Origin of the sequence: Pseudomonas sp. TH21, assembly GCF_016651025.1 — a bacterium.
GTDB lineage: Bacteria > Pseudomonadota > Gammaproteobacteria > Pseudomonadales > Pseudomonadaceae > Aquipseudomonas > Aquipseudomonas aylmerensis.
This window is the reverse complement of the sequence record NZ_JAEKEQ010000001.1, coordinates 2,848,266-2,872,646: the sequence shown is the minus strand read 5'-3', so window position 1 is coordinate 2,872,646 and position 24,381 is coordinate 2,848,266. Positions and strand designations below refer to the sequence as shown.

Annotated in this window: 13 protein-coding genes and 1 pseudogene; 4 read left to right on the top strand and 10 right to left on the bottom strand. The window is 63.0% G+C overall.

Annotated features, from left to right (window positions below):
• Window positions 1-35 precede the first annotated feature (35 nt).
• The 3 genes from glgB to JFU04_RS12610 form a co-directional block, all read right to left on the bottom strand.
• Window positions 36-2,273: a 1,4-alpha-glucan branching protein GlgB gene (gene glgB / locus JFU04_RS12620; RefSeq protein ID WP_201144202.1), complete on the bottom strand. Its 2,238-nt coding sequence runs from the start codon at window positions 2,271-2,273 to the stop codon at window positions 36-38.
• On the bottom strand, window positions 2,270-5,617 hold the full coding sequence (gene treS, locus JFU04_RS12615) for a maltose alpha-D-glucosyltransferase (RefSeq protein WP_201144201.1): 3,348 nt from the start codon (window positions 5,615-5,617) through the stop codon (window positions 2,270-2,272). The genes glgB and treS overlap by 4 nt, the downstream gene beginning before the upstream one ends.
• A gap of 149 nt (window positions 5,618-5,766) precedes the next feature.
• Complete coding sequence (locus tag JFU04_RS12610) at window positions 5,767-7,755, bottom strand: alpha-1,4-glucan--maltose-1-phosphate maltosyltransferase (protein ID WP_201144200.1); 1,989 nt, start codon at window positions 7,753-7,755, stop codon at window positions 5,767-5,769.
• A gap of 203 nt (window positions 7,756-7,958) precedes the next feature.
• Here JFU04_RS12610 and JFU04_RS12605 point away from each other — a divergent pair, with 203 nt between their 5' ends.
• The gene (locus tag JFU04_RS12605; protein ID WP_162946078.1) at window positions 7,959-8,132 is read left to right on the top strand and encodes a hypothetical protein; all 174 of its coding nucleotides are present in this window, start codon (window positions 7,959-7,961) and stop codon (window positions 8,130-8,132) included.
• On the opposite strand, the gene JFU04_RS12600 is transcribed toward JFU04_RS12605, so the two are convergent.
• Entirely contained in the window at window positions 8,110-8,601 is a 492-nt protein-coding gene (locus JFU04_RS12600) for an MgtC/SapB family protein (protein ID WP_065906642.1), read from the bottom strand. The genes JFU04_RS12605 and JFU04_RS12600 overlap by 23 nt on opposite strands.
• Before the next feature lie 122 nt (window positions 8,602-8,723).
• On the opposite strand from JFU04_RS12600, the gene JFU04_RS12595 reads away from it, so the two are divergent.
• The 3 genes from JFU04_RS12595 (at window position 8,724) to mapR (ending at window position 12,063) form a co-directional block, all read left to right on the top strand.
• Window positions 8,724-8,963: a DUF3203 family protein gene (locus JFU04_RS12595; RefSeq protein WP_058425476.1), complete on the top strand. Its 240-nt coding sequence runs from the start codon at window positions 8,724-8,726 to the stop codon at window positions 8,961-8,963.
• Window positions 8,964-9,147: 184 nt separating this feature from the next.
• The gene (gene ccoG, locus JFU04_RS12590) at window positions 9,148-10,557 is read left to right on the top strand and encodes a cytochrome c oxidase accessory protein CcoG (protein WP_201144199.1); all 1,410 of its coding nucleotides are present in this window, start codon (window positions 9,148-9,150) and stop codon (window positions 10,555-10,557) included.
• A gap of 96 nt (window positions 10,558-10,653) precedes the next feature.
• A complete protein-coding gene (mapR, locus tag JFU04_RS12585; RefSeq protein ID WP_065906638.1) occupies window positions 10,654-12,063 on the top strand; it encodes a GntR family transcriptional regulator MpaR in 1,410 nt (469 codons plus the stop codon).
• 44 nt (window positions 12,064-12,107) lie between these two features.
• Here mapR and JFU04_RS12580 read toward each other — a convergent pair whose 3' ends face one another.
• The 6 genes and pseudogenes from JFU04_RS12580 to JFU04_RS12555 form a co-directional block, all read right to left on the bottom strand.
• The gene (locus JFU04_RS12580; RefSeq protein WP_065906637.1) at window positions 12,108-12,854 is read right to left on the bottom strand and encodes an SDR family oxidoreductase; all 747 of its coding nucleotides are present in this window, start codon (window positions 12,852-12,854) and stop codon (window positions 12,108-12,110) included.
• Window positions 12,855-12,908: 54 nt separating this feature from the next.
• Window positions 12,909-15,005: a putative bifunctional diguanylate cyclase/phosphodiesterase gene (locus JFU04_RS12575; RefSeq protein WP_106804120.1), complete on the bottom strand. Its 2,097-nt coding sequence runs from the start codon at window positions 15,003-15,005 to the stop codon at window positions 12,909-12,911.
• 205 nt (window positions 15,006-15,210) lie between these two features.
• Window positions 15,211-16,620 carry an efflux transporter outer membrane subunit gene (locus tag JFU04_RS12570; RefSeq protein WP_242485964.1) on the bottom strand — a complete coding sequence of 470 codons (1,410 nt, stop codon included), beginning with the start codon at window positions 16,618-16,620 and terminating at the stop codon, window positions 15,211-15,213.
• 167 nt (window positions 16,621-16,787) lie between these two features.
• A complete protein-coding gene (locus JFU04_RS12565; RefSeq protein WP_065906633.1) occupies window positions 16,788-19,895 on the bottom strand; it encodes an efflux RND transporter permease subunit in 3,108 nt (1,035 codons plus the stop codon).
• Entirely contained in the window at window positions 19,892-22,993 is a 3,102-nt protein-coding gene (locus tag JFU04_RS12560) for an MdtB/MuxB family multidrug efflux RND transporter permease subunit (protein ID WP_201144198.1), read from the bottom strand. The genes JFU04_RS12565 and JFU04_RS12560 overlap by 4 nt, the downstream gene beginning before the upstream one ends.
• Window positions 22,990-24,293, bottom strand: a pseudogene (locus tag JFU04_RS12555) (MdtA/MuxA family multidrug efflux RND transporter periplasmic adaptor subunit). Before JFU04_RS12555 ends, JFU04_RS12560 begins: the two are co-directional and overlap by 4 nt.
• Window positions 24,294-24,381: the final 88 nt, after the last annotated feature.

The window sequence follows — 24,381 nt, the reverse complement described above, 5'->3', positions numbered from 1 at the left end:
AGCGCGGACAACAGAATCCAGCCGTGTAGAGCGCTTTAAAGCGCTTGCGGCCGCAGAATCAGCACCCCCAACGGCGGCAGATTCAAGGACAGCGAGACCGCCTGCCCATGGCGCGGCTCATCACGCGTGGAAACGATGCCACCGTTACCGTAATTGGAGCCCGCATACAGGTCGGCGTCGCTGTTGAGCACTTCGCTCCAGCTCCCGGCAAACGGCACGCCGACGGCGTACGCCTCACGCGGCACCGGGGTGAAGTTGGCAACCACCAGCACCGGCTTGCCATCCTTGCTCCAGCGCAGCCAGGCATACACGCTGTTGATCGCATCGTCGCCGATCAGCCATTGGAAGCCTTGGGGCGCGTCGTCCTGTTCGTGCAGGGCCGGTTCCTCGCGGTACAGGCGGTTCAAGTCGCCTACCAGTTTCTGCACGCCGCGGTGTTCCGGGTATTGCAGCAGGTACCAATCCAGCTGCTGGTCGTGGTTCCACTCGCGCCACTGGCCGAATTCGCAGCCCATGAACAGCAGTTTCTTGCCAGGGTGCATCCACATGAACGCCAGGTAAGCCCGCAGGTTGGCAAATTTCTGCCAGCGGTCGCCGGGCATCTTGTCGATCAACGAGTGCTTGCCGTGCACCACTTCATCGTGGGAAATCGGCAGGATGAAACGCTCGGACCAGGCATACACCAGGCCGAAGCTCAGTTCATTGTGGTGATGGGCGCGGTACACCGGGTCCTGCTGGATGTAGTGCAGCGAATCGTGCATCCAGCCCATGTTCCACTTGTAGTTGAAACCCAGGCCGCCCTGTTGGGTGGGCTGGCTGACGCCGGGCCAGGCGGTGGATTCTTCGGCGATCACCAGCGCGCCAGGCGCCTCCAGGGCGACCACGTCGTTGAGGTGGCGCAGGAAGTCGATGGCTTCGAGGTTCTCGCGACCGCCGTGGCGATTGGGCACCCATTCACCGGCCTTGCGCGAATAATCGCGGTACAGCATCGACGCCACGGCATCCACGCGCAGCCCATCGATGTGGAAGTGCTTGAGCCAGTGCAGCGCCGAAGCCAGCATGAAGCCGTGGACTTCGGTGCGGCCCAGGTTGTAGATCAGCGTGTCCCAATCCTGGTGAAAGCCTTCGAGCGGATTGGCGTATTCATACAGCGCGGTGCCATCGAACTGCGCCAAACCGTGTGTATCGGTAGGAAAATGCGCCGGCACCCAGTCGAGAATCACACCAATATCCGCCTGATGCAGTGCATTGACGAAGTAGGCAAAGTCTTCCGGCGAGCCAAAGCGTGCCGTCGGGGCGAATTGCGACAGCGCCTGATACCCCCAGGAGCCGCCGAACGGGTGCTCCATGATCGGCATCAGTTCAACGTGGGTGAAGCCCAGTTGCTGCACATAGGGCACCAGCCGTTCGGCCAGCTCGCGCCAGTTGTATTGGCGCGAGACCTCGCCCGCCTCGTCCAGCTCGCACTGCCAGGAACCCACGTGCAGCTCGTAGATCGACAGCGGCGCGGTGGTCTTCTGGCGCTCGACGCGCGACTGCATCCACGCATGGTCCTGCCAGTCCACCTGCAATGGCGCCGCGACCTTGGAGGCGGTGTCCGGCGGCAGTTGGGTCGCCAGCGCCATCGGGTCGGCCTTGAGCGGCAGGATCCCGTTGGCAGCGAGAATTTCGTATTTGTAGGCTGCGCCCGGTTGCAGGCGTGGGATAAAGATCTCCCATACACCGGACGGATGACGCAGGCGCATCGGGTGCCGACGCCCGTCCCAGATGTTGAAGTCGCCGACCACCGACACACGCCGGGCATTCGGCGCCCACACGGCAAATCGCACGCCCTCCACGCCGTCGACGCTGGTCACCTGGGCGCCCAGGCAGCTGCCGAGGTCGCGGTGATTGCCTTCGGCAAACAGGTACAGGTCCATTTCACCCAGCAGCAGTTGCTGGAAGCTGTACGGGTCTTCGGTGATCTGCTCACCGCCCGCCCACTGGATTTTCAGCAGGTAGGCCTGGCGAGTCGCGAAGTGCCCGACAAACAAACCCGGCACCTGGGTCGCATCGAGGCTGCCGATCTGCTCGCCGCTGTCGCGTGCCAGCACCTGCACACTGAGGGCTTCCGGCAGGAAGGCGCGGATAAACTGGCCGCCCTGCTCGTCATCGTGCGGCCCCAGGATCGAGAACGGATCATGGTGCTCGGCGCGCACCAGCGCTTCGACGTCGTTGGACGCCGGCAATGCAGTCAATTTCGGCTGCAGCGGTTCTTTATGTGTAAAGCTCATGACGTCTCCCCACCGCGTACAGTTTTCGATATAGGTACAAGCCCACTCAGCAAGCCGTGCAACCCTTGCAGGGGCACTGGCAGCCAGGTCGGGCGATTTTCCGCTTCGTAAGCCACTTCATACGCGGCCTTCTCGAGGCTGAACAACGTCAGCGCAGCGTCCTGGCCCTTGGCATCCTGCCAGTCATGCGCCAGTGTAGACGTAGCTGCCTGATAAGCCTGTATAAATGCCTGGCGCGCTTCTTTCAGGTAACGATCGGTCACGCGCTTGCGGGCAACGTCCGCCTCCGACGAGTGATCCACGCCCTGCACATTCAGCGCCATCGCCGCCGCGTAATCAAAGGAACGCAACACCCCGCTCACATCCTTGTACGGGCTGTGCTTGCCCCGGCGCTCATGCAGCGGCCGCGCAGGCTCGCCTTCAAAGTCGATCAGGTAGGCATCGCCCTTCACCACCAGCACCTGGCCCAGGTGCAAATCACCGTGGACACGAATGCGCAGGCCGCCCAGCGTGGCTTTCGCCAAGGCCTGCACATGGCTGGCGATGGCTTTTTTCTGCGCCAGCAATTCACTGACCAGCGCCTGATCGCCAGGGTTCAATTGGCTTTGGTGCAGCTTGAGCAATTGCAGCGCACGGTCGATCTGTGCACCGACATCCTTGGCCCAGGCCTGGGTGTCCTTGACTGTGGTGACCTCGGGCTTGAAGTCTTTGTTGGTGGTCTTCGCGCCCAGTACCCCATGCATTTCGCCCAGGCGCTGCCCGAGCAATCCGGCAAAGTCGGCCAGTTCGCCCAGGGCGTTGTAGTGCTGTTCCTGCTCGGAAATGGCTTCGGCGAGTTCGTCGCGGATCGCGCGTTCGAGGTTGTTCTGGGTCCAGCTCCAGGCATCGCCCTGGTTGCTCAGGTAGCCTTGGGCAATCATCAACAGGTTGTCGTCGCCCGCCGAATCGCGGCGCACCATCGAGCCCAGCAATGGCGAAATGTTCGGGTAGTCGGCGGCGGTCAGGTAGGCGCTCATTTCCAGCTCCGGGTGCACCCCGGCGCTGACTTTGCGGATCAGTTTGAGCACCAGGCTTTCGCCCACCACCACTGAACTGTTGGACTGCTCGGCCGACAGGTAGCGCACCACCGACTCGTCATTGAGCTGCAACTTGGCCAGGTGCGGCGTGGCTTCAAAACGCAGGTCGCCATCGCTGGTGTTCAGCACGGTGCCGGCTTGCAGGCCCTGGATGACCGCGCGAATGAAGTGCTCAAGGCTGAAGGCATCCGTCACCAACCCGACCTGGCGCACACGGCGCACGCGGGCCAGCGCCAGTTGCTGCGGCAAGGCGCTGGTGAACTGGTCTTCGCCGAGAAAGCCGAATGGCAGCTGATAACGGTTGACCTGGCCACCGGCGGTCACCTCAAGCTCGCTGAGCAACACCGGGTGCTGCGGGTCGCCAAAGCGTGCGCCATAAACGATGCGCACGCTGTCGATGGCCGTGTCCTTGCCGGCAAACCAGCGGCGCTTGGGCAGCCAGGCCGGCAGCGAGGTCTGCTCAAGGGTCGTGCGGCACGGCTCTTCGAGCAGCTCTTCCATGCGTTTTTTCAGCACCAACGTGGTGAAGTCCGGCATGCTTTGCGCCGGTTCCACATGCCAGCTCGGCATCTGGTTTTCCGCCGCCAGCACGAACCAATAGAAGCCATATGGCGCCAGGGTCAGCAGGAAATTCAGCTGGCCAATCGGCGGGAACGCATTACCGCCCAGCATCTCCACCGGTACCATGCCGGCGAAGGCCGACAGGTCCAGTTCGGCCGCCTGGGCACTGCGCGACACGTTGGCCACGCACAGGATGATTTCGGTGCGCCCATCGTCGCCGGTGAATTCGCGGGTGTAGGCGAGGATGCGGCGGTTGCTTGGCGAGAGCATTTTCAGGCTGCCACGGCCGAACGCCTTGGACTGCTTGCGTACCGCAAGCATGCGGCGGGTCCAGTTGAGCAGCGAGTGTGGGTCCTGGGCCTGGGTTTCGACGTTGACCGACTGGTAGCCGTATTGCGGGTCCATGATCGGCGGCAACACCAGGCTCGCCGGGTTGGCCCGGGAAAAACCGCCGTTGCGGTCGATGGACCACTGCATCGGCGTGCGCACCCCGTCACGGTCGCCCAGGTAGATGTTGTCGCCCATGCCGATTTCATCGCCGTAATACAGGGTCGGCGTGCCTGGCATCGACAGCAACAGGCTGTTGAGCAGTTCGACACGTCGACGGTCGCGCTCCACTAACGGCGCCAGGCGCCGGCGGATACCCAGGTTGATCCGCGCGCGGCGGTCAGCGGCGTAGTAGTTCCACAGGTAATCGCGTTCTTTGTCGGTGACCATTTCCAGGGTCAGTTCATCGTGGTTGCGCAGGAAAATCGCCCATTGGCAGTTGGCGGGGATCTCCGGGGTCTGGCGCAGGATGTCGGTGATCGGGAAGCGATCTTCCTGGGCCAGCGCCATGTACATGCGCGGCATCAGCGGGAAGTGGAAGGCCATGTGGCACTCGTCGCCGTCATCACCCTTGCGGTCACCGAAGTACAGCTGGGTGTCTTCAGGCCACTGGTTGGCCTCGGCGAGCAGCATGCGGTCGGGGTAATGCGCGTCGATCTCGGCGCGGATCTGCTTGAGCACGCCGTGGGTTTCAGGAAGGTTTTCGTTGTTGGTGCCATCGCGTTCGATCAGGTAGGGAATCGCGTCCAGGCGCAGGCCGTCGATGCCCATGTCCAGCCAGTAGCGCATCACCGACAGCACGGCTTTCATCACCTGCGGGTTGTCGAAATTGAGGTCCGGCTGGTGGGAATAGAAGCGGTGCCAGAAGTACTGGCCGGCGACCGGGTCCCAGGTCCAGTTGGATTTTTCGGTGTCGAGGAAAATGATGCGTGTGCCGTCGTACTTCTGGTCATCATCCGACCACACGTAGAAGTCCCGCGCCGCCGAACCGGGCTTGGCCTTGCGCGCGCGCTGGAACCACGGGTGCTGATCCGAGGTGTGGTTGATCACCAACTCGGTGATGACCCGCAATCCGCGCTTGTGGGCCTCGGCGATAAAGCGCTTGGCGTCGGCCATGGTCCCGTAGTCGCTGTGCACGCCCCGGTACTCGGCAATGTCATAGCCATCGTCGCGGCGCGGCGAGGGGTAGAACGGCAGCAGCCAGATGGTGTTCACGCCCAGGTCGGCGATGTAGTCGAGCTTGGCGATCAGCCCGGGAAAGTCACCGATGCCGTCGTTGTTGGAGTCGAAATAGGATTTGACGTGAACCTGATAGATCACCGCGTCCTTGTACCAGAGCGGGTCTTTGATAAAGGTGGCAGCCTTGGGTTTCTTCGCCATTGGAAACTCCTGAAATGCGTGAACATCCACTTGAAACACCGCGAGCCCTTGTCGGAGCCGGCTTGCCGGCGGTCGCGGTGTTTCAGGGAAAAAAAGGTGTCAGGCCCGCTGCCATCGCCGGCGAGCCGGCGCGTGCAGGGGAGACGGTCTCAGGCAACAGTGATGCGCCAGATCCCGAACGGCATATGCGGCTCCAGGCGGGTCCACTGGTTTTTGCCGTACCAGGTCCAGCGATGGCCGTTCATCAAGTCTTCGCCTTGGGTCTGGGCATCGTCGGGCAGGCCCAACTCCCATAGCGGCAGCTCGAAATGCGCTTCCTGGGCGTTGAACGGGTCGAGGTTGACGGCCACCAGGATGAAGTTGCTGCCATCCTCGCTGCGTTTGCCGAAATACAGGATGTTGTCATTCCAGGCGTTGTAGAGCTTGAGGCCCAAGTGCGTGTGCAAGGCCGGGTTCTGTCGGCGGATGCGGTTGAGTTGGGCGATCTCGGCAATGATGTTGCCGGGCGCGGTGAAGTCCCGTGGACGGATCTCGTATTTCTCCGAGTCCAGGTATTCCTCTTTGCCCGGCACCGGCGCCGCCTCGCACAGCTCGAAACCCGAATACATGCCCCACAGGCCAGAGCCCATGGTCGCCAGTGCGGCGCGGATGAGAAAGCCCGGCCGACCGGATTCGTGCAGGAAGCCGGGGTTGATGTCCGGCGTGTTGACGAAGAAGTTCGGCCGGTAGCATTCACGCCACGGCGACTGGTTCAGCTGCGTCAGGTACTCACCGAGTTCGGCCTTGGTGTTGCGCCAGGTGAAATAGGTGTAGCTCTGGGAATAGCCGACCTTGCCCAGGCGCGCCATCATCGCCGGCGTGGTGAACGCCTCGGCGAGAAAGATTACGTCGGGGTACTTGGATCGCACGTCGCTGATCAGCCATTGCCAGAACGGCAGCGGCTTGGTGTGAGGGTTGTCGACGCGAAAGGTCTTCACGCCCTCTTCCACCCAGCCCACCACGATGTCGCGCAATTCGGTCCACAGGCTCGGGATCGCGTCGGCGGCATAGAAGTCGACGTTGACGATGTCCTGGTATTTCTTCGGCGGGTTCTCGGCGTATTTGATCGTGCCGTCCGGGCGCCAGTTGAACCAGCCCGGGTGTTGCTTGAGCCACGGATGGTCCTGGGAGCATTGGATGGCGAAGTCCAGGGCGATTTCCAGGCCGTGATCGGCGGCGGCCTTGACCAGGCGCCGGAAGTCATCGCGACTGCCCAATTGCGGATGGATTGCCTCATGGCCGCCCTCCTCGCTGCCGATGGCATACGGGCTGCCCGGATCCTCCGGGCCGGCGGTCAGGGAATTGTTCTTGCCCTTGCGATGGCTGCGGCCGATGGGGTGGATCGGCGGGAAATACAGCACGTCGAACCCCATGTCGTGGATCATCGACAGGCGCGAGTGCACATCGTTAAAGGTGCCGTGGCGGGCGGGATCGTCAGTGATCGAGCGCGGAAACAGCTCGTACCAGCTGGCAAATTGCGCCGCCTCGCGCTCGACATCAATCGGGTAGACACGGCTGATGCTCAAATAGGCACGGTGGTCGGCCTGGGTCATCAAATGTGCACTGTCTTCGTGCAGGAACTGCGCGACCTGCTCGGTTTCCAGCAGGCCGGAGAGTTCGTGGTGCAGCAGCATCAGGCGGTCGCGCAACTCGTTGTCGCTGCGTTCGGCGGCCTGCAGCACCAGGCTGCGGCCTTCCTGCAACTCCAGGCTGACCGGTACCCCGGCCTCATGTTTCTTGCGCAGTTCGTAGCAGAAGCTGGCGAAGGTATCGATCCAGGCTTCAATGCAGTATTCGTGGGGGCCTTGGTCACTGACGGTAAACCCGCCCTCCCAGCCATTGTTGCCCACGTCGTTCATCACCACGCTGTGCCAGTGTTCCTGGTGCAGCGGGCGCCAGCGGATCAGCACCGCCAGCTTGTCGTGGCCGTCGGCAAAGACTTTGCTGGTGACGTCAATGCGCTGGCCAACCACCGCCTTGACGGCGAATTCGCCGCCATCGATCACGGGGGTGGTGCTTTCGATCGCGATCCTGGGCAGCAACAATGCCTGGGACAGCGGCAAGAGGGATTCTTCTGGAACCTGTGTTTCAGCAGTCATCGAGCATCTTCCCCTTACGCCCTGTGGACGCTCTTTGCTTGATCTGAATTCTGAGACGACGCCGCTCTCCCTGAGCAGGGCCGTATAAGGTCCGAGCCTGCCTCACCGGGAAAAGTTCAGGTGGATGTGCGGCCATTGAGCGGGAATCAAATCGCCCCGGCGGCTGTCCACCGATAGAGCAAAGCACAAAGGAGGCCACACCGATGAATATCCCGATCCCGGCAGAAACCCCGGACCCGAATATCGACAACCCGACGCTGCCACCCACCGAGCCGGAGCCGATTCCGGAACAAGACCCGCCCCAAGACCCGCCACCCGTGGAGGAGCCGCCGACCACCATGCCGCCCGTGATTGTCAGCCCTTCTCAAAGCGCTTGACGATTTTTGGCATCACGCTGAACACCAGCAGAGCCAGCAAGGTACTCAGCACCGCTGTCGATTCCCGGCCCAACCCGGCCGAGACCCCAATCGCAGCGGTCATCCACAGGCCGGCGGCGGTGGTCAGGCCCTTCACGTGCCCTTCTTCCTCGTCCTTGCCCTTGATGATGGTCCCGGCGCCGAGGAAGCCAATCCCGGCAATCACGCCCTGGACCACGCGGCTCATGGCATCGGCCTGATTGCCGGACATCTGCGGCACCATCACGAACAGCGCCGCGCCCAAGGCCACCAGCATGTGGGTGCGCACGCCCGCGGCCTTGCCCTTGCTCTCGCGCTCGAAACCGAGAATGCCTCCCAGGACCGCAGCGATCAGCAGGCGCACGGTGATTTGGGTGAGTTGTTTCGCATCGCCGATATCGGCAAATTCAGCTTGCAGGGTTTGCCACACTTCTTGCCACCAGGCGTCCATGGATGCCGTCCTTTTTGTCTTTATGGGTCAACGATGGACAGCGGCGACCGCCAGTCAGTTGCCTTGAACCCGCGCACATCGCTGCGCCCTAACGTTCATAGCCCATGAGAAAGGAGAACGGCATGCCCATTCGTATCGAAAACCAGCTGTGCTACTTCATGCTCGATGACAATGGCCAGGAACAGAGCGTGCCGGCGACACGGGTCAATATCGTCACCGACACCGACAAATCCATGTCCTATGTGGAATTGGCGGCCGAGCGGATCTATATCACTGAAGCCGAGGCCGATGCGCTCACGGTCGCCGGCGCCCACGACGGGCGCCAACATGTGAAGGCCGAAGAACCTGGTTCGTTGATTTAATTGATCTGTATCAGCTCGCCCAGGATAGCGCTGCACCCCTGATGCAACGGGGTGCAGCACATTGTCGCAGCGGCACTCGAAGCCCCTATCTGATCCGCTTTTTATCGCCCTAGCTGAGTCTGTTATGCACACAGCACCACGCGCATAGTTCATCCGCCTGATGGAGGCTGATGAGCGAACGACCATGAGCGAAAGAATCCCCACCGTGGAAACCTTTGTGCCCATACACCCAAAGAAGGTGAAGGCCAAATCCAGCGACAACCTGATTCATACCCGCAGCTTCACCGGCCTGTTCCGCACCTTGCGTATCGGCGGTGCCGGCTTGCTGTTCCTGGCCTTCTTCGGCACCGTGTGGCTGAACTGGGGCGACCGCCAGGCGGTACTCTGGGACCTGGCGCAGAGCAAATTCCATATCTTTGGCGCGACCTTCTGGCCCCAGGATTTCATTTTGTTGTCGGCGCTGCTGATCATCTGCGCCTTCGGCCTGTTTGCGATTACCGTGTTCGCCGGCCGCGTGTGGTGCGGCTACACCTGTCCGCAAAGCTCGTTCACCTGGCTGTTCATGTGGTGTGAGAAAGTCACCGAAGGCGAGCGCAATCAACGTATCAAGTTGCAAGCGGCGCCGTGGAGCGTGAACAAACTGGCGCGGCGGGCGGCCAAGCACACCCTGTGGCTGGGCATCAGCGTGCTCACCGGGCTGACCTTTGTCGGCTACTTCACGCCCATCCGCCCGCTGGCCACCGAGCTGCTGACCTGGCAAATGGGCGGCGTCAGCCTGTTCTGGGTGCTGTTCTTCACCGCCGCCACTTACCTCAACGCCGGATGGCTGCGCGAAGCAGTGTGCATGCACATGTGCCCGTATGCGCGCTTCCAGAGTGTGATGTTCGACAAGGACACGCTGACCATCTCCTATGACGCCGCCCGTGGCGAAAGCCGTGGCCCGCGCAAACGTGAGGCCAAGCCAGCCGACGTCGGCCTGGGGGATTGCATCGACTGCCAGCTCTGCGTGCAGGTGTGCCCCACCGGTATCGACATCCGCGACGGCCTGCAAATGGAGTGCATCGGGTGCGCGGCCTGTGTCGACGCCTGCGACTCGATCATGGACAAGATGGGTTACGCGCGCGGCCTGGTGAGCTACACCTCCGAACATCAACTGCAAGGTGGCAAGACTCATCTGCTCAGGCCACGCCTGATCGGCTACAGTGCCGTGCTGCTGGTGATGATTGCCGCGCTGGTGGTGGCCCTGGTGGGGCGGCCGATGGTGTCGCTGGATGTGACCAAGGACCGTGGCATGTTCCGCGAAAATGCCCAGGGCCTGATCGAGAATATCTACAGCCTCAAGGTCATCAACAAGACCCAGCAACGCCAGGATTACCGCCTGGAACTGGTGGACGGCGAAGGCTTCCAGTTGCAGGGCAAGACCGAGATCAGCCTGGCGCCTGGGGAGATCAGCGATGTGCCGGTGTCCGTGGCCCTGCTGGCCGACAAACCGGCCAGCAGCTCGCAGACCTTGCGTTTCAAGGTCACGGATGTGGATGAACCCTGGATCTACAGCGCGGCCGACAGCCGTTTTGTCGCCCCGCTGAACCGCTGAGGTCTATCCGATCCAGTGGCGATTCAACTGTGGGCGCTGACTTGCCGGCGCCTGCCATGGACTTGCGTACACTTTCAAAAAGCTGATTAGGCCCCCATGAAACGCTACGAAAAATTTGCCGACGACATTGCAGAACTGATCCGCTCCGGCGTGCTCGGCCCCGGCCAGCGTGTGCCTTCGGTGCGCTACGCCAGCCAGACCTACGGCGTCAGCCCATCGACAGTGTTCCAGGCGTATTACCTGCTCGAGCGACGTGGGCTGATCCGCGCCCGGCCGCGCTCGGGTTACTTCGTCAATACCCACGCACCGAGCCCGTTTTCCGAGCCGGTGGTGAGCGAGCACGTGCACGAGTCCACTGAAGTGGATGTGAGCGAACTGGTGTTCTCGGTGCTGGACTCGATCAAGGACCCCAACACCGTGCCGTTCGGCTCGGCCTTCCCCAGCCCGATGCTGTTCCCGCTGCCGCGCCTGGCCCGCTCCCTGGCCAGCGCCAGCCGCGAGATGGACCCGCGCCTGGTGGTCACCGACATGTCGCCGGGCAACCCGCAACTGCGTCGGCAGATTGCCCTGCGCTACATGGTCGGCGGGCTGATGTTGCCCATGGAAGAACTGCTGATCACCAATGGCGCCCTCGAAGCACTCAACCTGTGCCTGCAGGCCGTGACCGAACCCGGCGACCTGGTCGCGATCGAGGCCCCGGCGTTCTACGCCTGCCTGCAAGTGCTCGAACGCCTGAAACTCAAGGCAGTCGAAATCCCCGTGCACCCGCGCGACGGCATTGACCTCAACGCGCTGGCACAAACCCTGGAGCGCTACCCGATCAAGGCCTGCTGGACCATGACCAGCTTCCAGAACCCGATGGGCGCGACGCTGCCAGAGGCCAAGAAGCAGGCGCTGGTAGAACTGCTGCGCAGCCATCAGGTGCCACTGATCGAAGACGATGTGTACGCCGAGTTGTATTACGGCCAACACGCACCGAAACCGGCCAAGGCGTTTGATACCGAGGGCCTGGTGATGCACTGCGGCTCCTTCGCCAAGAGCCTCGCGCCCGGCTATCGCGTGGGCTGGGTGGCCGCCGGGCGCTATGCGCAGAAAGTCGAACGCCTGAAGCTGATGACCTCGCTGTGCCCATCGATGCCGGCCCAGGCGGCGATTGCCGATTATCTGCAGCACGGCGGCTACGACCGGCACCTGCGCAAATTGCGCTATGCCCTGGAGGAACAGCAAAGCGCCATGCTCGCCGCCATTGCGCGTTACTTCCCGGCCCAGACCCGCGTCAGCCAACCGGCCGGCGGCTATTTCCTGTGGCTGGAATTGCCGGAGCAAACCGACTCATTGAAGTTGTTCCAGATGGCGCTGGCGCAAGGCATCAGCATTGCGCCGGGCCCGATCTTCTCGGCTACCCAGCGCTTTCGCAACTGCATCCGCCTGAACTACGGCAGCCCGTGGACTGAAGCGTCGGAAAAAGCCATGGAGACCTTGGGGCGGATCGTCCGCTCCTTTTGATCCCGATGCCTTGTGGCGAGGGCGCTTGCTCCCTCACTTCAACATCAACGGCCGCCGCCCAGGTCCAGGAACGTACCGGTGGCATACGAGGCCTTGTCCGACAGCAACCAGATAATCGCTTCCGCGACTTCATCCGGGCGTCCGCCACGGGCCATGGGGATACCGGATTCGAGTTTGCTGACGCGGTCCGGGTCGCCGCTCAAGGCGTGGAAGTCGGTGAAGATATACCCCGGGCGTACCGCGTTGACGCGAATGCCCTCGCCCGCGACCTCTTTGGACAGGCCCAGGGTAAAGGTGTCGAGTGCCCCTTTGGAGGCCGCATAGTCAACGTACTCCCCCGGCGAACCCAGGCGCGCCGCCACCGATGACACGTTGACGATACTGCCGCCCTGCCCGCCATGCCTGGGCGACATGCGCAGCACCGCGTGCTTGGCGCAGAGGATCGGGCCGAGCACGTTGGTCTTCATGATTTTCAGGATGCGGAATTCAGACATTTCATCGACCCGCGCCTTGTGCGCGACGGTGCCGGCGTTGTTGACCAATGCGGTGACACGCCCCAACTCGGCATCCACCCGGTTGAACAGCGCGATCACCTCATCTTCAATGCTGACATCCGCGCGCACGGCAATCGCCTGGGCGCCCAAGGCACGCACCTGTTCGAGGACGCTGTGGGCGGCGGTTTCATCGGACTGGTAGTTGATGCAGATGCGATAGCCCTCGCGAGCTGCCAGCAGTGCCGTCTCGGCGCCAATCCCGCGGCTACCCCCGGTGATGATGACAACTTTGTCCATGCGTGCGGTCTCCTGATCCAACCTGATGGTTATGGTTGGATCCAATACTAACCGTCACGCACGGCTTTTGTCAGGCGCGACTGCCTCTTCGGCACGCTGGATGTCGAGCATGAAACTGTCGGCCGGCAGCGGATGGCCGAGCAGGTAGCCCTGCAGGGAATTACACCCCAGGCGGGTGAGGAAATTCTGCTGCACATCGGTCTCCACCCCCTCGGCGACAATCCGCAAGCCCAGGGCCTGGCCCAGGGCAACGATCGCCGAGACGATGGCGGCATCGTCGCTGTCGTGCTCCAGGTCACGCACGAAGCCGCGGTCGATCTTCAGCTCGTTGGCGGGCAAGCGCTTGAGGTACATGAGGCTGGAATAGCCGGTGCCGAAATCGTCAATGGACAAATCCACGCCCATTTCCGACAACTGCTGCAACACCGTCATGCTCGCATCGGCATCGCTCATGGCGGTGGTCTCGGTGATTTCCAGGGTCAGGCTGTTGGCCGGCAACTGGTGCCGCGCGAGTGCCGTGGCGACACTTTTGACCAGCCCGGCATGGCAGAACTGCAGCGCCGAGAGGTTCACGGCGATGCGCCAGTCTTCATAGCCCTGCACATACCACAGACTCATCTGGCGGCAGGCCTCGTCGAGCACCCACTCACCAATCGGAATGATCAGGCCAGTCTTTTCCGCCAGCTCGATAAAGGTCGCCGGCAGCAACAGGCCCTGTTGCGGATGCTCCCAGCGCAACAACGCCTCGGCACCGACCGGGATGCCACTGACCGCATCGAACTTGGGCTGGTAGTACAGGCGAAATTGCTGCTGCTCGACGGCATTGCGCAGGTCCTGCAGCAACTGCAGCTGCTTGCGCGCATTGGTATTCATCGACACATCGAAAAAGCTGTAGCCGTTCTTGCCCATGCCCTTGGCGTGGTACATCGCGGCGTCGGCGTTCATCAGCAGTTCCTGGGGGCTGCTGCCATTGCCCGGGAACATGGCGATGCCGACGCTGGCGGAGATTTTCAGTTCATGCTCGGCCACCTGGAACGCGCGGTTGATCAGTACCACCTGGCGCTCAGCAAGGCCCAGGGCGTCATCCGGCTGGGTCAGTTGTACGAGCAACACAAACTCATCCCCGCCGATGCGCGCCAGTGTGTCCTGGCTGCGCAGGTCCTCGCGCAGGCGCAGGCCGACTTCGCGCAACAGTTGGTCGCCCATATGGTGACCAAAGGCATCGTTGACCGGCTTGAAGCCGTCGAGGTCGATAAACATCAGCGCGAAGCAACCGCCCTGCTCTTTGACCGCTTGCATGGCCTGTTGAATGCGATCCGCCAGCAACGTGCGATTGGGCAAGCCGGTGAGCATGTCGTGCAACGCCAGGTGGGTGAGTTCCTGATTGGCCAGGGTCAGCGAGTCGGCGAGTACGGCCGTGCGGGCTTCCAGGCGCGCGTCGAGCAGTGAGGTCAGCAACGCGATGATCAACACCGCCAGTGAGGTCACCAGCACCAGGTTATCCAGGCCCTTGCCGCTCAAGCCGCTCAACGCGGCGCCGCAGTAGCTCTCATCGGCAAATTGCGCCGCCGCCATGCCGGTGTAGTGCATGCCGACGATGGCGATCCCCATCACCACTGCCGCGCCGCCCCGGGCCAGGCGCACGTAGGGGGTGTTGCGGCGCAGATTGAACGCAATCCACAGCGCAGCACCGGAGGCCACTACCGCGATCAGCAACGAGGCGCCAAACAAGGTGGGGTCGTAGTCGATGCCGGGGGTCATGCGCATCGCGGCCATGCCGGTGTAATGCATGCTGGCGATGCCGGCCCCCATGATCAGCGCGCCCAAGGCCAGCTGCCACGCGGGCAATCGTGGCTGGCTGACCAGCCACAAGGCAAAACCACTGGACAACACCGCGATCAATAACGACAGCGCGGTAATGCCCAGGTCAAACCCCAGGGCAAACGGCAGGCGCAGCGCCAGCATGCCGATAAAGTGCATGGACCACACACCTACCCCCATCGCCAACGCCCCGCCGGCCATCCATAGGTAAACGGCGCGTCCCTTGGCCGTCGCGAGACGACCGGTCAGGTCCAGAGCGGTGTAGGAAGCGAGAATCGCGACAAACAGCGAAATCACGACCAGCGAGGGGGAATAACTACCGATGAGCATGGGACTTCTCGTACACAACGGGCCCGAGAGACCCGTGCGAAATGGCAAAGCGGGCGATTGTAGCGAGATTAATTCTTGAGCACTTGATTAATTATCAGAGCGCCATTAGTGGCAATTTGACGCCAATGATCTGGCTCGCGGGCGCTGCGCAAGGCACTGCAGACGCCGCCTTTGCAAGCCGGCGCCGACAGTGGATTGGGGTGGGTCAGTCCTTTTCGGCGATGGGCGTTTGCCCATCCCAGCCACCGCCCAACGCGGCGATCAGTTGCACGCTGGCCACCAGGCGTGTCTGCAGCAAGGTCAGCACGGTGCGCTCGTTGCTCAGCGCGGTGGCCTGTACCGTTACCACGTCCAGGTAGGCAATCAGCCCGGCCTTGTACTGGTTCTGGGTCAGGCGCAGTGACTCGCGCGCGGCGTCCAGTGCTTCATTGCTGACCACTGCTTCCTCTTCCAGCACCTTGAGCTGCACCATGTAGTTTTCCACTTCACGGAAGCCATCGAGCACGGTCTGGCGGTACTTGGCCACGGTTTCGTCATAGGAGGCCACGCTGCGGTCGACTTCCGCCGAGCGCTGGCCGCCGTCGAACAAGGTCATGGCCAGCTTGGGGCCCACCGACCAGAAGCGGTTCGGCAGGCTGATCCAGTCGGCGTAGGTGCTGCTGGAATAGCCGCCGGCCAAGCTCAGGCTCAGGTCCGGGTAGTAGGCTGCCTTGGCCACGCCGATATTCGCGTTGGCGGCGATCACCGAGCGTTCGGCCGAGGCGATATCCGGGCGGCGTTCCAGCAGTTGCGACGGCAGGCTCACCGGAATCTGCGGCAGCGCCGGGATGTCCTTGCTCACCGCCAGGTTGAAGTTGGCCGGAGCCTCGCCGATCAATACGGCAATCGCGTTTTCCAGCTGGGCGCGCTGCCAGATCAGGTCGATCAGGCTGGCCTGGGTGGTCTTGAGCTGGGTCTGCGCCTGGGCCACCGCATCCTTGCCGGAAACGCCGGCACGGTATTGGTTTTCGGTCATTTGCAGGGAGCGCTGATAAGTCTCCAGGGTCGCTTGCAACAGGCGCGTCTGCTCATCCATCACGCGCAGTTGCAGATAGCTTTGCACCAGTTCCGACTGTTGGCTAAGGCGCATCGCCGCGAGGTCGGCCGAGCTGGCCTCGGCACTGGCTTCGTTGGCTTCCAGGCCACGGCGCAACTTGCCCCAGATATCCGCCTCCCAACTCACGCCCAACTGCGCATTGAGGGTGTCGCGGATGCCACTGCTGGAACTGCTGAGGCTGGCGTTACTGCTGCCGGTGCCCTGGCTCGCGCGGGTTTTGCCGGCGCTCAGGTCGACAGTGGGGTAAAACGCCCCGCGCGAACTGCGCACCAGGGCCTGGGCCTGGCGAAAGCGCGCCTCGGCCTGGGCCACGGTCTGGTTCGAGTTGTTAAGGCGCAACACCAGGTCATTGAGTTGGCGATCGCCGTACAACTCCCACCAGGCGCCACGGGCCAGGGAATCGCTCGGCGTGGCCTGGCGCCAACCCTGGGCTTCCTTGAACTGTGCTGGCTCGACCACTTCCGGACGCTTGTAATCCGGGCCGACGGCGCAGGCGCTGAGCAGCAGCGCAAGCCCCATCGTAGGCGCGAGTTTGTTCGCGAAGGTCGCCAACGATAACGCGCCCAGCCGGGGCACACGCGGTGTCCAGGGTTTTTTCGCCGGCAAGCCGGCGCCTGCGGAGCAAGGCGCGTTGTCGAGGTCCGCCACGGCAACCGGATGCGGTGCGTTGGCGTTGATTGAGTCAGTCATAGCGCAGTGTCCAGGGCAGCATCGGTGCGCACGCCGCGCCAGGCGTTGAAACGGTGGCGCGCGCGGTCGAGATAGAGGTAGACCACCGGGGTGGTGTAGAGGGTCAGGACCTGGCTGAACACCAGGCCGCCAATAATGGTCAGGCCCAGCGGGTGGCGCATTTCCGCGCCATCGCCGGTGCCAAGCAGCAACGGCAAGGCCCCGAGGATGGCCGCCAACGTGGTCATCAGGATCGGGCGCAAACGCAGCAGGCAGGCACTGCGAATCGACTCCAGCGGCCCCATGCCGTCGTTGCGTTCCAGTTGCAGGGCGAGGTCGATCATCAGGATCGCGTTTTTCTTCACCACACCGATCAGCAGGAACAACCCCAGCAAGGAGATCAGGCTGAACTCGCCCCCGGTCAGGTAGATGGCGAGCATGGCGCCAACCCCAGCCGAGGGCAGCGTCGAGAGGATCGTCAGCGGGTGGATGTAGCTTTCATACAGAATGCCCAACACCAGGTACACCGCCACCAGCGCGCCGAGGATCATGAACGGCTGGCCTTTCTGCGTGGCCGCGAAGGCATCGGCAGTACCGGCCATCTTGGCGATCACGTCTTCCGGCAGGCCGACCTTGGCAATCGCCCGCTCGATGGCGGCCGTGCCCTGCTCCACCGTGACGCCGGGCGACATGTCGAAGGCGATGTTTTCCGAGGCGAACTGGCCTTCGTGGCTGACGCGGTCATCCGCCAGGCTGTTTTCATAATGGGCAATGGTCGACAACGGCACCCGTGCGCCCGTGGAGGTAATCACCTGCATCTGGTTGAGGGTGATCGGGTCCTGGGCGTATTTGGGGTTGACCTCCATCACCACCTGGTACTGGTTGAGGCTGTCATAGATGGTCGAGATCTGCCGCTGGCTGTAGGCGTTGTTGAGCACCGCCGTGACCATGTTCATATCGATGCCGAGGCGCTTGGCCTGGTCGCGGTCGACAATCAGCGTGACCTGGGCCGCGCCGCGCCCTTCGCGGGCGTCGATGGCAGTCAGCTCCGGCAGCTCGCGCAAGGCGGCGACCACTTTCGGGTACCACAGGCGCAACGCGGCCAGGTCACCACTTTGCAGGATGTAGGAGTACTGCGCGCTGGTCTGGTCGCGGCTGCCGCCAAATTGCAGGTCCTGGTCGGCCATCAGGAACAGGCGCCCGCCCGGCACCAGCGGCACATCCTTGCGCAGGCGCTCGATCACCGCCTGGGCGGAAATCTTGCGCTCGCTGATCGGTTTGAGCCGCACCAGCATCACCGCGTTGTTGGTGCCGTTGTTGCCGCCGATAAAGCCGGCCACGCTGAGCACTGCCGGGTCCTTGAGCACGGCCTTGCGGAAGGTTTCCATCTTCGGCTGCATGACGCTGAACGACAGCCCATCATCACCGCGCACAAAACCGATCAACTGGCCGGTGTCCTGCTGGGGCATAAAGGTTTTCGGCACCACCACGTACAGCGCCACGTTCACGCCGATGGTCAGCAACAGGCTGAGCAGGGTCAGGCGGCGGTGGCGCAGCACCCAGTCGAGGCTGGTGGCGTAGCCGGCGACCATGCGGTCGTTGATCTTCTGGCTCCAGCGCTGCAGGCCGGTCATTTGCCCTTTCACATGCGGCTTGAGCCAGCGCGCGCAGAGCATCGGCGTCAGGGTCAGCGAAACAATCAGCGACACAATGATCGCCGCCGACAAGGTGATGGAAAACTCGCGAAACAGGTTGGTGACAATGCCGCCCATGAACAGGATGGACAGGAACACCGCCACCAGCGACACGTTCATCGACAGCAAGGTGAAGCCCACTTCCTGGGCGCCCAGGTACGCCGCCTTCATCGGCGGCACGCCGTCGTCGATATGCCGGGAAATGTTCTCCAGCACCACGATGGCATCGTCGACCACCAGGCCGGTGGCAAGGATCAGCGCCATCAGCGAGAAGTTGTTCAACGAGAATCCGTACAGGTACATGATCGCGAACGTGCCCACCAGCGACACCGGCACCGCCAGGGTCGGGATAAGCGACGCACGGAAGTTGCCGAGAAACAGGTAGACCACCAGGATCACCAGCCCCACCGCAATCAGCAAGGTCATCTCGGCTTCATGCAACGTGGCGGTGATCACCGGCGAGCGGTCCATGGCCAGGCTGAGCTTGACGCTGGATGGCAGCACCGCCTGCAACGCCGGCAGTTGCGCCTTGATCTGCCTGACGGTCTCGATGATGTTGGCGCCGGACTGGCGGTTGATCACCAGCAGCACCGCCGAGTCATTGTTGAAGAAACCACTGTTGTAGCGGTCTTCGACGCCGTCGCTGATCTTCGCCACGTCGCCCAGGCGCAGGGCCGCGCCGTTCTGGTAGCGAATCAGCAGCGGCTCATAGTCCTTGGCTTTTTCCAGCTGGTCGTTGGCCTGGATCTGCCAGTTGCGCTCGCTGTCTTCCAAGGAGCCCTTGGGCCGCCGCTGGTTGGCGTTGGCGATGGTGTTGCGCACGTCGTCCAGGGCCACGCCGTACTGGTCGAGGGCCTTGGGTTCCAGCTCGATGCGCACCGCCGGCAGGGAACTGCCGCCGATCTGCACTTCGCCCACGCCCGGCACCTGGGACAGGCTTTGCGAAAGGATGGTGGACGCCAGGTCGTACAACTGGCCCTTCTGCAACACGTCCGAGGTCAGCGACAGCACCATGATCGGTGCCTGGGACGGGTTGATCTTCTTGTAGGTGGGCATGCTGCGCATGCCGCTGGGCAGCAGGTTGCGTGAAGCATTGATTGCCGCCTGCACTTCTCGCGCCGCGCCGTTGATGTCGCGGTCGGAGTCAAATGCCAGGATCACCCGCGTGGAGCCCTGGCTCGACGAACTGCTCATGGTGGTGATGCCAGCAATCGCGCCGAAGGAGCGCTCCAGCGGCGTGGCCACGGTGGACGCCATCACCTCGGGGCTGGCCCCCGGCAGGCTGGCCGACACCACGATCACCGGGAAGTCGATCTGCGGCAACGGCGACACCGGCAGCAGGTTGAAGCTCACGCCCCCCAGCAGCATGATCGCCAGGCTCAGCAGCATGGTGGCTACCGGCCGACGAATGAACGGTCCGGACAAATTCATGACTCAACCGGCTCCAGGCTTTGCGGCTCTTTGCGCCAGCGACGGCCCAGGCGATCGAAGTACAGGTAGATCACCGGCGTGGTGAACAGCGTCAATACCTGGCTCACCAGCAAACCGCCGACCATCACCAGGCCCAGGGGCTGACGCAGTTCGGCACCGGAACCAGTGGCCAGCATCAGCGGCACTGCACCAAACAGCGCGGCCAGGGTGGTCATCAGGATCGGCCGGAAACGCAACAGCGCCGCCTGGTAGATCGCGGTCTGCGGGTCGAGGCCCTGGTTGCGTTCGGCGTCGAGGGCGAAGTCGATCATCATGATCGCGTTCTTCTTCACGATACCGATCAGCAAAATGATGCCGATGATCGCGATCATGCCCAGGTCATTGCCGCTGAGCAGCAACGCCAGCAAGGCTCCCACCGCCGCCGACGGCAACGTGGACAGGATGGTGATCGGGTGAATGTAGCTCTCGTAGAGCACGCCGAGCACGATGTACATGGTGACCACCGCCGCCAGGATCAGCAGCAAGGTGCTCGACAACGACGCCTCGAACGCCTGCGCCGCGCCCTGGAACTGCGTCTGCACGCCGACCGGCATGCCGATGTCCTTCTGCGCCTGGTTGATCAGCTCCACGCCTTTGCCCAGCGCGACGCCAGGGGCCAGGTTGAACGACATCATCACCGCCGGGAACGGGCCGATATGCGCAATCGCCAGTTGCGCCTGGCGCTGCTCCACATGGGCCAGGCTGGACAGGCGCACCTGGCCGCCATCGGTGGTTTTCACGTGGATCTGGTTCAACGCCGCAGGGCCGAGGGTTTCCCCGGACTGCGCCTGCAGCACCACGCGGTACTGGCTGGCCTGGGTATAGATGGTCGAAATCTGCCGCTGGCCGAAGGCGTCATACAGCGCGTCGGTGATGGTCGACACACTGACACCCAGGCGCGAGGCCGCATCACGGTCGATTACCAGGTACACCTGCAGGCCTTTGTCCTGCAAGTCGCTGGCCACATCGGTAAGTTCCGGCATCTGGCTCAGGGCGTGCACCAGCTTGTCGCTCCACAGCGCCAGCAGGTCGGCGTCCGGCGAGGACATGCTGAACTGGTACTGCGTGCGGCTGACGCGGTCTTCGATGGTCAGGTCCTGCACCGGCTGCATGAACAGGCGGATGCCGACCATCTTGTCGATTTCCGGCTGCAGGCGGGTGATCACCTGGGCCGCGCTCAGGTCGCGCTGGCCATGGGGCTTGAGGTTGATCAGCAGGCGGCCGCTGTTCAGCGTGGCGTTATCGCCATCCACGCCGATATACGACGACAGGCTTTCCACCGCCGGGTCGGCGAGGATGATCTTCGCCAGCTCCTGCTGGCGCTGGCTCATGGCCGCAAACGAAATCGACTGCGGGGCTTCGGAAATCCCCTGGATCACGCCGGTGTCCTGCACCGGGAAGAAGCCCTTGGGCACCACCAGATAGAGAACTACGGTGAGGCCCAGCGTGGCGATGGCCACCAGCAGGGTCAGCGGCTGGTGCTTGAGAACCCACTGCAACTTGCGCCCGTAGGCTTCGATCAACCAGTCGATCCAGGCGCCGCTGGCCTTGTAGAAACGGCCCTGCTCCTCTTCCTTGGGTTCACGCTTGAGCAGGCGCGCGCACATCATTGGCGTGAGGGTCAGCGACACCACCAGGGAAATCAGGATCGCCACGGCCAGGGTGATGGCAAATTCGCGGAACAGCCGCCCCACCACATCAGCCATGAACAGCAGCGGGATCAATACCGCGATCAGCGACAGGGTCAGGGAAATCAGAGTGAAGCCGATCTGTTTGGCGCCCTTGAGCGCAGCATTCAAGGGTGTCTCGCCCTCCTCGATATAGCGCGAGATGTTCTCCAGCATCACGATCGCATCGTCCACCACAAAGCCGGTGGCGATGGTCAGGGCCATCAGCGTCAGGTTGTTAATCGAAAAACCGGCCAGGTACATCACGCCGAAGGTACCCACCAGCGACAGCGGCACGGCAATGGACGGGATGATCGTGGCGCTGACCCGGCGCAGGAACAGGAACGTCACCATCACCACCAGGGCAATGGCGATGAGCAATTCGTGTTGCACATCGGTGACCGAGGCGCGGATGGTCTGGGTGCGGTCGGTCAGCACCGTCACATCGAGGCCGGCCGGCAGGTTGTCGGTGATGCTCGGCAGCAGCGCCTTGATGCGGTCGACCACCTCGATCACGTTGGCACCCGGCTGGCGCTGGATATTCAGCAGCACGGCCTGGTTTTCATTGGCCCAGGCGGCGAGGCGCTCGTTTTCCGCACCGTCGACAATTTCAGCCACGTCTTTAAGGCGCAGCGGCGCGCCATTGTTGTAGGCCAGGATCAGTTCGGCATATTGCTGCGGCGAGACCAACTGGTCGTTGGCGTCCAGCATCGACACTCGCGTGGGGCCGTCGAAGTTGCCCTTGGGCTGGTTGACGTTGGAGGCGGCGATCAGGGTGCGCACGTCCGACAGGTTCAAGCCGTTGGCCGCCAGGGCCTCGGGGTTGACCTTGATGCGCACGGCCTGGCGCTGGCCGCCGGCGATGCTGACCATGCCGACGCCGCTGATCTGCGCGATTTTCTGCGCCATGCGCGTGTCGACCAGGTCGTTGAGCTTGGGCAGCAGCATGGTCTTGGAGGTGATCGCGAGCGTCAGCACCGGGGTATCCGCCGGGTTGACCTTGTTGTACACCGGCGGCGCCGGCAAATCCTTGGGCAGCAGGTTGGTGGCGGCGTTGATCGCGGCCTGCACCTGTTGCTCGGCGACATCCATATTAATGTCGAGGTTGAAGCGCAGGGTCAGCACCGACGCGCCGCCGGAGCTGGTGGACGCCATCTGGGTGAGACCGGGCATTTGCCCGAACTGGCGTTCCAGCGGCGCGGTCACCGCACTGGTCATCACATCGGGGCTGGCGCCGGGATACAGGGTCATCACCCGGATGGTCGGGTAATCCACCTGGGGCAACGCCGATACCGGCAACAGGCGATACGCGATGATGCCGGCCAACACAATCGCCAGCATGCTCAGCGTGGTGGCGACCGGGCGGAGGATAAACAGCCGCGACAGGTTCATGAACCGACCTTTTGCGCCTTGCCGGCGGCGGCGCCGGTCTCCCCTTTAGCTGCCGGCTGGCCCTGCAGGTGTTCGGTGGGGGTGGTCGGCACGTCGCTGCTGTTGTTGACCACTTCGATTTCGCTGCCGTCCTTGAGGCGGTCGGTGCCTTCGAGCACCACACGGTCGCCGGCCTTCAGGCCTTCCTTGATCACCGTGTTGTCGCCGTCGGTATCGCCGACCACCAGGGGCTGGACCTTGACCTTCTTGTCACCGTCGAGCACGTAGACAAAGGTGCCGGTGTTGCCGAACTGGATCGCCGCCGACGGCGCCAGCACCACATTGTGCAGGGTGTCGGCCAGCAGGTGCACATTGACGAACTGATTCGGGAACAGTGCCTGGTCCTTGTTATCGAACCGCGCCTTGAATTTCAGGGTGCCGGTGGTGACATCGATCTGGTTGTCCAGGCTTTGCAGCACGCCTGTGGCCTGCTGCTTCACGTCGCCACGGTCCCAGGCTTCGACGGGCAGCTTGTTGCCGGCGTGGTAGCGAGCGAGCACGGTTTCCAGGGTGTTTTCCGGCAGGGTGAACGCCACGCTGATCGGCTGGGTCTGGGTGATGACCGCGAGGAACGTGGTGTCGTTGGCCGCGACCAGGTTACCGACGTCGACCTGGCGCAAGCCGACGCGGCCACTGATTGGCGCGCGGATCTTGGTGAATTCGAGGTTGAGCTTGGCGTCGTCCACCGCGCCCTGGTTGGTCTTGACCGTGCCCTGGTATTGCAGGACCAGCGCTTCGGCGGTGTCCAGGGTTTGCTTGGCGATACTGTCCTGGGCGTACAGGCCGCGATAACGCTCGACGTCGACCTGGGCGTTTTTCAGCTGGGCCTGGTTCTGCATCAGCGTGCCCTGGGCCTGGAGCAAGGCGTTCTGGTAGCTGCGCGGGTCGATCTCGGCCAGCAGGTCGCCCGCCTTGACCATCTGCCCTTCTTCAAAGGCGATCTTCACCAGCTCGCCGCCCACCCGGCTGCGCACATTGATGGTATTGAGCGCCGTCACCGTGCCCAAGGCCTTGTAGTACACCGGGAACTCCCCCAGCACCGCAGGCGCCACACGCACCGGGATCGGGCCGGTAGACCCGCCGAAGCCCGGGCGCATCATCCCCGACTTGCCGGCATGCCCAGCCGGTTTTTTCGCGTCGGCTTCCTTGTGGCTGCCGGGCCAGAATTTCCAGCACAGGCCGGCGATGACCAGCAGCACGAGCAGGCCGAACAGCCAGCGGCGGGAGTTGCGGGGGAGGATTGCATGGAGTGATCAACCATTGGGCGCGAGAGCTTCTTCTTTGGGAGGCTGAAAGATAAGCACTGGAGCGCTTTAAGAAAAGCGCCTTTACCGGCTATTTACCTTGGG

What these genes read in the sequence shown, in the direction of transcription:
- glgB (WP_201144202.1), bottom strand. Translation starts at nt 2,273, where the DNA reads ATGAGCTTTACACATAAAGAACCGCTGCAGCCGAAATTGACTGCATTG.
- treS (WP_201144201.1), bottom strand. Translation starts at nt 5,617, where the DNA reads ATGGCGAAGAAACCCAAGGCTGCCACCTTTATCAAAGACCCGCTCTGG.
- JFU04_RS12610 (WP_201144200.1), bottom strand. Translation starts at nt 7,755, where the DNA reads ATGACTGCTGAAACACAGGTTCCAGAAGAATCCCTCTTGCCGCTGTCC.
- JFU04_RS12605 (WP_162946078.1), top strand. Translation starts at nt 7,959, where the DNA reads ATGAATATCCCGATCCCGGCAGAAACCCCGGACCCGAATATCGACAAC.
- JFU04_RS12600 (WP_065906642.1), bottom strand. Translation starts at nt 8,601, where the DNA reads ATGGACGCCTGGTGGCAAGAAGTGTGGCAAACCCTGCAAGCTGAATTT.
- JFU04_RS12595 (WP_058425476.1), top strand. Translation starts at nt 8,724, where the DNA reads ATGCCCATTCGTATCGAAAACCAGCTGTGCTACTTCATGCTCGATGAC.
- ccoG (WP_201144199.1), top strand. Translation starts at nt 9,148, where the DNA reads ATGAGCGAAAGAATCCCCACCGTGGAAACCTTTGTGCCCATACACCCA.
- mapR (WP_065906638.1), top strand. Translation starts at nt 10,654, where the DNA reads ATGAAACGCTACGAAAAATTTGCCGACGACATTGCAGAACTGATCCGC.
- JFU04_RS12580 (WP_065906637.1), bottom strand. Translation starts at nt 12,854, where the DNA reads ATGGACAAAGTTGTCATCATCACCGGGGGTAGCCGCGGGATTGGCGCC.
- JFU04_RS12575 (WP_106804120.1), bottom strand. Translation starts at nt 15,005, where the DNA reads ATGCTCATCGGTAGTTATTCCCCCTCGCTGGTCGTGATTTCGCTGTTT.
- JFU04_RS12570 (WP_242485964.1), bottom strand. Translation starts at nt 16,620, where the DNA reads ATGGGGCTTGCGCTGCTGCTCAGCGCCTGCGCCGTCGGCCCGGATTAC.
- JFU04_RS12565 (WP_065906633.1), bottom strand. Translation starts at nt 19,895, where the DNA reads ATGAATTTGTCCGGACCGTTCATTCGTCGGCCGGTAGCCACCATGCTG.
- JFU04_RS12560 (WP_201144198.1), bottom strand. Translation starts at nt 22,993, where the DNA reads ATGAACCTGTCGCGGCTGTTTATCCTCCGCCCGGTCGCCACCACGCTG.